This window comes from Stagnihabitans sp., assembly GCF_964946895.1.
Map to the genome: position 1 here is coordinate 1 of NZ_CBBQHX010000074.1, position 9,526 is coordinate 9,526.

5 protein-coding genes and 2 pseudogenes are annotated in these 9,526 nt (G+C 61.7%); 2 read left to right on the forward strand and 5 right to left on the reverse strand.

Translation table 11 applies throughout. The features are described 5' to 3' along the window. Positions 1–1,031 (forward strand): IS3 family transposase gene (locus AC1Y2B_RS22840; RefSeq protein WP_482255431.1). Its coding sequence is split into 2 segments (ribosomal slippage), with 1,032 coding nucleotides annotated over them: positions 1–148 and positions 148–1,031; the frame shifts between segments, so codons are not numbered across the junction. This gene is flagged as partial in the annotation. 232 nt (positions 1,032–1,263) lie between these two features. Here the strand turns inward: AC1Y2B_RS22840 and AC1Y2B_RS22845 are convergent. From AC1Y2B_RS22845 to AC1Y2B_RS22860, 4 genes and pseudogenes are all read right to left on the reverse strand, one after another. Beyond that, positions 1,264–5,661, reverse strand: a complete 4,398-nt coding sequence (locus AC1Y2B_RS22845; protein WP_482255432.1) for an amino acid adenylation domain-containing protein — start codon at positions 5,659–5,661, stop codon at positions 1,264–1,266. Further along, positions 5,645–6,508 carry an NAD(P)-binding domain-containing protein gene (locus AC1Y2B_RS22850; protein WP_482255433.1) on the reverse strand — a complete coding sequence of 288 codons (864 nt, stop codon included), beginning with the start codon at positions 6,506–6,508 and terminating at the stop codon, positions 5,645–5,647. The genes AC1Y2B_RS22845 and AC1Y2B_RS22850 overlap by 17 nt, the downstream gene beginning before the upstream one ends. Before the next feature lie 42 nt (positions 6,509–6,550). Next, a complete protein-coding gene (locus AC1Y2B_RS22855; RefSeq protein ID WP_482255434.1) occupies positions 6,551–7,354 on the reverse strand; it encodes a class I SAM-dependent methyltransferase in 804 nt (267 codons plus the stop codon). 149 nt (positions 7,355–7,503) lie between these two features. Then, positions 7,504–7,767: pseudogene (locus tag AC1Y2B_RS22860) on the reverse strand (IS481 family transposase); the annotation flags it as partial. 109 nt (positions 7,768–7,876) lie between these two features. On the opposite strand from AC1Y2B_RS22860, the gene AC1Y2B_RS22865 reads away from it, so the two are divergent. Continuing rightward, a complete protein-coding gene (locus AC1Y2B_RS22865; protein ID WP_482255435.1) occupies positions 7,877–8,896 on the forward strand; it encodes an IS110 family RNA-guided transposase in 1,020 nt (339 codons plus the stop codon). 231 nt (positions 8,897–9,127) lie between these two features. Here AC1Y2B_RS22865 and AC1Y2B_RS22870 read toward each other — a convergent pair. Continuing rightward, positions 9,128–9,484 (reverse strand): annotated as a pseudogene (locus tag AC1Y2B_RS22870) (transposase); the annotation flags it as partial. Between the last annotated feature and the right edge of the window lie 42 nt (positions 9,485–9,526).

Consider the following 9,526-nt stretch of genomic DNA (forward strand, 5'->3'; position numbering starts at 1 on the left):
GGGCTTTCGACGCTCGGCAAGTGGGTTCGGGCGATTGCCGAGGAAGCCAAGGTGCCCGCACAGGACGCAGAGCTTCTGCGCGAGAACGAACGGCTGCGCAAACAGAACCGCATACTCCGGGAGGAGAGGGAAGTATTAAAGAGAGCGGCGATGTTCTTCGCGGCTCAAAAGCCGTGAGGTTTCAATACATTGCCGAGTATCGTGGCAATCTGACGCGCAGTCACCTGTGCCGCCTGATGGGTGTGACGGAGCGCGGGCTCCACGCCTGGAAGCACCGACCGCCGTCACATCGCCAGCGGCGTGACATGGTGCTCTTGGCCCACATCCGCGATCAGCACCGGTTAAGCTTGGGCAGCTACGGCAGACCTCGCATGACTGAGGAGTTGAATGAGTTGGGCCTGCGCGTCGGCCAACGCCGGGTGGGTCGTCTGATGTGTCAGAACGGCATTCAGGTCATCCGCTGCCGCAAGTTCAAGCGCACCACCGACAGCGACCACGCCTTCAACATCGCGCCGAATCTCCTGCGACAAGACTTTGCGGCGAGCGGACCCAACCAGAAATGGGCCGGGGACATCACTTACGTCTGGACCCGTGAAGGGTGGGTCTATCTGGCTGTTATCCTTGACCTGTTTTCACGGCGTGTGATCGGCTGGGCGATCAGCAACCGTATGAAGCAGGACCTCGCTCTGCGCGCTCTCAATATGGCGGCCGCAATCCGCAGACCACCGCTAGGCTGCATTCACCACACGGACCGCGGCTCGCAATACTGCGCCCATGACTACCAGAAGCTTCTGCGCAAACACGGGCTGACGGCATCAATGAGCGGGAAAGGCAATTGCTACGACAATTCCGCCGTAGAAAGCTTCTTCAAGTCACTGAAGGCCGAACTGGTCTGGCGCCGCAATTGGCAGACTCGGCGCGAGGTCGAAGTTGCCCTCTTCGAATACATCAACGGCTTCTACAACCCACGCCGAAAACACTCTGCCCTCGGCTGGAAATCACCCGTGGCCTTCGAAAAAAGGGCCGCCTAACATGAGTACCTGACCGGAACGAAACCGGTGCAGGTCCAAGCCGAAACGTGGTCACAGAAGATCACCCATCCCAGCCAGCACCACGCCGTCCCACATCAGTTGGAAATCCCCCAGAAACTTATCCCCCGTCAGACCAACACATTGCAAGCCAACCTACGGCAATGCCGGAAAGTCCCCCCGCCGATGCGTGCGGATCATGTCGCGCAGCGTCTCGGGCGCCAGAACCTCCAGCCTAAGGCCCGGTGGCGTCTCGCTTCTGGATGTCGTTCAAGACAGCCGCCAGTGACGCGACATTCCGGGGCAGGAAGAACTCTCCATGCGCACCGGTCACGAAATGCACCCGAACGCCATCCGGGTAGGCCTCGGCCAAGGACCGGGACGGATCAGCCCCATCGCGGAAGGGGTTCGCGGTGCTGTCGCTGCCAAAGATCAGATCGACCGGCGCGTCATATCTGTAGAATTTTGACAGTTCCATCAGGATCAGATGGGCCACTTCGCGCCCACGCCGAAGAAGCGCGAAAGCCGAGGCGCGCGCAATCACCGCCCCTTGGCAATTTCCACCAAGTGCAAGTGGACCCGCAGGCTGGATCGCACAGATCTCTTCGGCATAGGCTTCAGCCAGACGGTCGATCGTCTCCGGCGTGTAGTCCATGATCAGGTGACCAGAGCGCATGCCGTGCAGGCTTCGCAGCCCCCCCATGGCCGCATGAAGTGCGGTGAACTCGGCATCGCCCTGAAAGACCCAGAACAGCCCTTGGCCAGCTTCCATGTCGTGCTTTGCGGGCAGAGTGCGGATGAGCGCATCGGGACGGCTGCCGTGACCTGACCAACCTGCCAGATACTTGCGCTGGCGGTGCAACAGATCGCAATCCGGCGGTGCGGGCTGGGGCTGAACAGTCTGCAGAGCCGCGACCATCGCGGCTGGCGTGGTCAGCGTGTCCATCGACACGCCGGTCAGCGGGACCGAAAGCTCCGTCTCTGCGGCCAGCAGGATTTCCATCGCCATAAGCGAATCCCCGCCCACCTCTCGGAAATCATCCGTCGCCGAAAGGTCGGACCGACGCAGCACACGCCGCCAGATCGCAAGCACGGCGGCATCGGCCTGCGTCAAATCGATCGCAGTCTGAGTAAGGGTCTGCTTGGCCGAAGCAAGGTCGATCAGCGCGCGGCGGTCTAGCTTGCCATTGACCTGCAGCGGAAGCGCGTCAAGCGCCATCAATCGATGTGGCGACAGCAAGGCCGCATGGTGCCGCCGAAGCCAAGTCCGCAGGAAGGCAAGGTCGGTTCCCGCATCCAGAATCACATAACCTATCAGGCTTTTGCGCGCATCCTTGTCGGTCAGGACAAGCGCCGTCGCGTCGGTGACGCCGGGGCAGGACAAAAGCGCCCCGCGGACTTCGCCCAATTCGATGCGCGCCCCGTTGATTTTCACCTGATCATCTTCTCGGCCAACAAAGAGATAGCGGCCATCGGATAGTTGCCGCAGGATGTCGCCGGTGCGATACCAGCGCTGACCTGTCGTGTCAGGATCGAGAAGAAAGCGTTCCGCCGTCAAATCCGCCGCTCCGAGATAGCCACGTGCGACTGTTGGACCGCCGATCAGCAGGACGCCATCCTGCCCCAAAGCCACGGGTTGGCCGTCGTTATCGACGATGCGGATCGCTACTGCCTCCAGTGGGTGACCGATCACATGGCCACGAAGGTCTGGCCCGGTCTCCGTCTCAGGCAGATCGAGCAAGGATCCCGAGAAGACGGCCAACGTCGCCTCTGCGGGCCCATAAAGGTTCCAAACCCGCCGCAATGTCGGAACCTGCCGCAGACGGTGCAAAAGCTCGGGCGGTGTCGGCTCTCCGCCAAGGATGAGCGTGTGCACCGTCGCGGGAATATCCGCTATATCCAGCAGCAACCGCAGATTGGACGGCGGCATCCCCAGCAGCGTGATCCGCTGGAAATGTACGGACCGCTTCAAGGCGGCGATGTCATCGACCATCAGCAGCGTGCCGCCCTGAAACAGCGTGCAGAAGACCTGGTTGATGATTGCGTCGAAACTTATCGAGGCAAGACAGGGAACCAACCTGTAATCCTGCGGCAGAAAGATCTTGCCAAGAGTTTGGTCAAAGAAGGAAACGACCTGCCGATGCTCCACCCCGACCAGTCGTGGCACCCCCGTGGAGCCTGAGGTAAAGATGCCATAGGCCAGATCATCTGGTCGCGCCGTCGGTGGCGCCCGATCTGGAAGAGACTCCGCCGCTGCCAGCAGATCCTGCAAGGTGATCGCGCCGTCAAACCCTGCCTTCGTCGCCCGCCAAGGGTCGTCGGTCAGGGTCAGTCTTGCGCCGGCGAGGCGCAGAGCTCGTCCCATACCGGCGCGTGACATGCGGGGGTCTATCGGAACGAAGGCAGCCCCTGCCTTTGAAATTCCCACCAGCATCGCGACAAAGGACAGCGTCTTGCGCAGGGACACCGCGACAAGATCCCCCGGCCCGATGCGCCACGCCGCCAGCGCTCTTGCGATTCGGCAGGCTTCGACGTCCAGGCGCGCGTAGGTCCAGCCTTCAGTTTCGTTGACGACGCAGATGGCCTCTGGCCGCGCTGCAACCTGGGCATCGAACCGGTCCAGCAAAAGGGTCACGGGCAAATCAGGGGCGTCGTGGCGGAGGAGGCGGGCACCGTCCCTTTCTGATGTCGGAAGAGGACCTGCGTCCAGACGAGCCGCCAGATGGGCCGCGCTTTGTCGGGCCAGGGCGGGCCCCATGCAGACCACGACATCCCCAGGACGCAGCACGCCCACCACTGCCGCCGCGCACGCCTGCGGATCGGCGACAGAGGTGACCACGCGTGGGATGAGGCCAAGAGCCGCGTCCAGTTCCCGTTCGGCCTGTTCAGGATCGCCCGCCTCTCCGGTATGATCGAGCGGCAATCGCCAGACCCGGTCGGCCAAGGAAAGGGCTGCAGCATAGTCGGGCGCCATCCGCGTGGCGCGACTGATCAGTTGCGGCTGCACCACGGCATGGACGGCATGCGCGCCAGCAACTTGGCGTGCAAGCATCAGGGTGGCTTCGATTTCGGTTGGGTGGTGCGCGAAATCGTCAAAGACGCGCACGCCCCGCGCCGAGCAGATCTCTTGCCAGCGGCGCTGCACAGGGCGAAACGATGACAGGGCCGCGCAAGCCTGATCGGGGTCGATGCCAAGCGACACCGCCATCGCCAAGGCGCCCAGCGCATTGAGCAGATTGTGCAGACCCGGAACTGGCAGCGAGACCCGGCCCAAGGGCACTCCATCCATGATCAGCGTGAAATCACTGCCCTCCGGCCCCATGCGGACATCGGCAGGAGCAACGCGGTTCATGTCGCCGATGCCATAGGTCACCACATACTCGCCCCTGCGCGAGGCGATCCCGGACAGCCAGGGATCGTCGCCACACAGGATCACCGCGCCATCCTCGGGCACCCTTGCGACCAGCGCCGAAAACGCGGTCCGCAAAGACGCCATGCCACCGTAATGGTCGCTGTGTTCATCGTCGATATTCGTCAAAAGGCAATGCGCGGGGGTCCACATGTCCAACCCACGGAAAGCCTCGCAGGTTTCCGCGACGAAAAGCCCCTCGCCCAGACGCGCGTTTATGCGCCCAAGGCCATCTGAAACACCGCCTACCATGTAACCAATGTCTGGCAGGGCGGCTGACAGGATTGTGGTCAGCATCGTGGAAGTGGTCGATTTTCCATGGCTTCCAGCAACGGAGATGACCTCGCGCCCTGAAAGAAACTCCGTCAACCCCGCTGTCCGGGTCTGAACCGTGAGACCGCTTTGCCGCGCCTCGATCAGATCCGCGTGCGTAGGAGGAATGGCCGGGCTACGCACGACATGTCGGACACCCGGCGGAATTCCCTTGGCCGTGATGATGGCGCCTCGCGCGCGCAGTCGTTGGACCGTCTCGCCCTCGACGGTGTCACTGCCGGAAACCGACCAGCCGGCATCCAAATACAGATTGGCAAGCGCGCTCATCCCTGTGCCACCGATCCTTACAAGATGGACCTTTGGCGCCCGCACGGTTAGCGGGGTCAGGTGCAGGTCGCCCTTGCGAGTATACTCTGCGATTGCCGACATCTCGGCCATGACCCGTGAAATCCCCGCCTCGGACTGCCACCAAGTGTCGGGTTGGACATCCACCGCATCGCGCGGGGCATGCACGCGGATCTTCACTCCTTGCGGAAAATGGCTTTGCGCCGTCATTAGGGCGCGCCGGGCATGGACCGGTTTGCAACATAGCGCTACGTCCCGCACCGTGGACCAGCCAAGCCGTTCGGCGATCAGTCGGCCTGAGAACTGGATGTTTTCCAGCGTATTCGTTGCATCTGGTTCAATCAGAACATGATCTTGCGGAACATCCCAATTCAATAGCGCGTCGCGCATTAGGTGCCACTCTGGCACAGTATGGTCCGATCCTCTGCCCCGACCGGAGACGATGATCGTCCGCACCAGCCCGGCGTGGAACATCTCCGCCGCGGTGTGCGCGGCCGTGGCGTTCGGGGCACCAAGCACGATGACCACATCCGCCATCCTCTGGGGAGCAGAAGCAAAGATCAGTTCCGTGATCCGCGCGATTGAATCGTCAGGCGCTATAGGCATGTTCATCCCCAAACCCGTTCTTGAACGTTCGCAACCGCGAGATCCGGCGACGCGCCGGGCCAAGGGTTGCCACATCATGAATCAGCCCGACCAGCCCCGCACGCAACAGCATGGCGCCGGTGATCCGGCCAGTCGATGGCGGCAAGGTCCAGAATGCACGATGGGTGGACAGGTCCGCGGCTACCGTGCCCCGGTGGCGCGGCACGATCCAGCCGGGACCATTTCGCAGGCTGATCGCGCAGGTCCGGGCACGCCGGGCGATTTCCAGCGTGATGTCGGCCGCCGACTCTCCGCCGCCGACGATCACCACATTCTTGCCTGAAAATGGTCCTGGGTTGCGATAGGGTCCAGAGTGCAGCGTCGGAATCGCGGTGATCTGACCGTGCCAGTCTGGCAGGTTCGCCGCGACATTGTTTCCGGTCGCAACGATCACTGCCGCCGCGCGGATCTCGGCATGGCTTTCGACATCCATGCACCAACCGCTTTCGGGCATGGGGCGCAGGCCTTGCACCGACTGATTTAGCCGGATGAAAGGACGAAGGCCGAAATGGTCGTTGTAATCTGACCAGTAGGACAGGACTTCCGCCTTGGTCCAGAAATGGTTGCCCTGACCAGTCGGGATCGGAAAATCGGAAAACATGCTGATGGGGGCCGAAGAGGTCAGGCGCAGGCTGTCGTAGCCCAGCGCGAACAGGCCGCCAATGCTGTCCGCCTTTTCAAGCAAGGTGACGTTGCGCAGGCCTGCGGCGACCACCTCTTTCAGCGCGACGATACCACCCGGACCACCACCGATAATGACGACTTGGACAGCCTCTGTCGGGGACGTCTGAAGCAGGGGGTGCAGCATGGCTTGTCTCCTTCCTTCACCGCCTTTGGCAGGCCGACATCCCTAGGCTGTCTCGGATTTACGCAACACGATGATCGGGCAACGTTCTGCCAAGGGGTAACCTTCTGGGCGCAGAAACTGTATCTCGGAACCGAGCGGACCGAGACAATCTTGCAATCGCGTCTCTGGGAGAAAGCGCAGAACGCCCTGGCTGTCACGATATTGATCCACGAAGTCGAACTGATCGGGTGACCACCCGGTCGTTGCAAGCAACCGGTCGCGATCGGGGAAAAGACGGTTGAACTCTGACAGGATCGTGGACACGCGAACGCGAAAATCCGGGTCCTGCGCAGCGATATGCATCGCAAGCCGCCACTTCAGCACGTTGAGGTCGGCGATCCGACCACAATCTTTGTCGTCGAGGATTGCCTCCAGCGGTTCCGCGGCATTTGGTGTGCAGAAACAGCGGATGGCAATCACGCCGCCCGGCTCAAGGACGCGCACCCATGCGCGCATCAAATCAATGGGGTCGGAATCGCATGCGGTAATGGCCCCGTCACCAATGATGGCGCTGCGGCTGCGCTCTGCGCATGGCAGCGAACGCCAATCGCCCAGAACGGCCTGACGATCCGCCCCGTCGCCGATCCATATAGCCGAGATAACGGCCGGGACGGCCTCGACCGCAAGAAGCGATGTTCCAAGGTGAGCAAGCGCCGGCGTCACGCCCAGAAGCAGGACACGCTGCGCCGCTCCTGAAATAGCCAGACGAAACAGCCGGAGATCCCTGTCGCACGGACGAAACGGTGACGACAGGCGTGCGTAGTCCGCCGCGATACGTGACCAAGCATTATTCAGAGAGCCGCTCATAGCCTGTTCGACGTGAACGCCCGCGGAGCCGGACCCGGAGCAAGTGCCGGCAGAGGCCCCAGCCGCAGATAAGGCTTTGCGCAAATAGACACTCTTTCCCTCCCGTACAACTATTTCACCGTCGCGATACGTTGCTCGGAAAAATCCGTCAAGCGCGCGAAGTTTACATGTAAGAACGCTATGGGGTAGGTCTTGAACTTCGGGCGCTTTGGCTTGCCACCTTCGACATCCGATAAACGCGAGATATCGGCTCGTTGCAGGCACTGATGCAGCGTTGACCGTGTCAGATGCGGGATAGAAGGCTGCATTGCGTAGAGACAGTCGTCCAGCGGTAGAAGCGTGTGGCGCCGGAACGCGATGACCGCAGCCTCCTCCGCCTCGCTCAGAACCGTTGAACGCGGTTCCGTTGGCCCTTTGTGTTTCGGCCTGCAATTTTGATGGGGTGGACGGCCCCTGTCCCAACCGTGGCGCGGGTCGCTGTCATGGCGCCTGATCAGGGTTCCAATATAGGGAGGTTCTACCATGTCTGATGTCATCGTGACGGTCGGTCTCGACCTCGCGAAGACTGTGTTCCAGGTTCACGGCGTCGATGGCGACGGAAGAGTTTGTGTTCGGCGCAAACTCCGCCGCGCAGAGGTCGCGCCATTCTTTGCCAACCTGTCGCCCTGCCTGGTTGGGATGGAAGCCTGCGCATCGTCGCACGTCTGGGCGCGCGAGATTGCCGGACTCGGGCACGAGGTCAGGCTGATGCCCCCGGCTTACGTGAAGCCCTATGTGAAAAGCGGCAAGACCGATGCCTCGGATGCAGAAGCCATTTGCGAAGCGGTCACCCGACCGACCATGCGCTTCGTGGCGGTGAAGAGTGAAGATCAACAGGCGGTGCTGATGCTGCACAAGACGAGGGAACTCCTGGTGCGGCAGAGGACGATGCAGACCAACGCGCTCAGGGCACATCTCGCAGAGCTGGGCATGGTTGCGGCCCAAGGTGTGGAAGGGTTGAGCAGCCTGAAGACCCATTTTCAGAAGGTGCTGGGCTCTTTGCCTCAACATGCCACCGCTGCCCTTCAGACGCTGATCAGGATGGCGGATTGCCTGGTCGATGAGATCGAAAGGCTCGAGGGCCGTATCCTCGATTGGCACCGAACCAACGATGCCAGCCGTCGGCTTGCGACCATTCCCGGGATCGGGCCCATCACGGCCAGCGCCATCGCCGCAAATGTGCCGGATGCCAGCCTGTTCAGAACCGCTCGTCAGTTCGCAGCCTGGCTTGGGCTCACACCGAGGGCAAACTCCAGTGGCGGCAAGGACCGACAGATGGGCATCAGCAAACAAGGAGATGGCTATATCCGTCGGCTGCTGGTCTCTGGCGCCAGCGCTGTCATGCGCTTTGCCCGACAGGGAGATCCTGGCAAGGCATGGTTGGTGGCGCTCAAGGAGCGCAAGCGGCCGGAGGTTGCTGCGGTCGCCCAGGCCAACAAGACCGCTCGCATCGCTTGGGCGATCTTGCAACGGAACGAAGTCTTCGCCGCCCGGGTCGCATGATAGCCCGAGACAGGCGAGAATGACTGCGTCGAGACTGAGGAAAGATGACAAACCGGTCGAACCGGGGATCAGGACACCCCAGGGGGTCAAGGCGTCAAATCGAACGCGTAATTTTGATTGGGACCTGATCTGCGGACTTCATCTGGGCCGGCGGCTCTGCCGCACAAACAGGCCGTAGACATGACTGCTTTCGGCACAGGCTCGTCATAATCCCAGCTTGCGCATCAGGGGCCGTCCAGACATGGTCGTCAGCCCCCCCCTTTTCGACCGCAGGCTCGAAGCCGTGCGGTGCGCCTTGAGATAGGTCGCGTCGATCATCACCGTCTTCGGAACTGCTGCCTCCGACGCCAGCCCTTCCATCATTCTGGCAAAGATGCCCATGTCACCCCAGCGTTTCCAACGGTTGTAGGGGGTCTTCGGCGGGCCATACTCTCGGGGCGCATCGCACCAACGCAACCCATTGCGATTGATGAAGATTATCCCACTCAGAACGCGCCGATCATCGACGCGGGGTTTACCATGGCTCTTGGGAAAGAACGGTTCAAGACGCGCCATTTGCACGTCGGTCAGCCAGAACAGATTGCTCATTGATCGGTCTCCCTACGGAGCCTGAATCACGCCGCAGCAGCA

Bases quoted from the DNA above. Each gene is read 5' to 3' on its own strand.
- AC1Y2B_RS22845 (WP_482255432.1), bottom strand. From the start codon at position 5,661: ATGCCTATAGCGCCTGACGATTCAATCGCGCGGATCACGGAACTGATC.
- AC1Y2B_RS22855 (WP_482255434.1), bottom strand. From the start codon at position 7,354: ATGAGCGGCTCTCTGAATAATGCTTGGTCACGTATCGCGGCGGACTAC.
- AC1Y2B_RS22865 (WP_482255435.1), top strand. From the start codon at position 7,877: ATGTCTGATGTCATCGTGACGGTCGGTCTCGACCTCGCGAAGACTGTG.
- AC1Y2B_RS22850 (WP_482255433.1), bottom strand. From the start codon at position 6,508: ATGCTGCACCCCCTGCTTCAGACGTCCCCGACAGAGGCTGTCCAAGTC.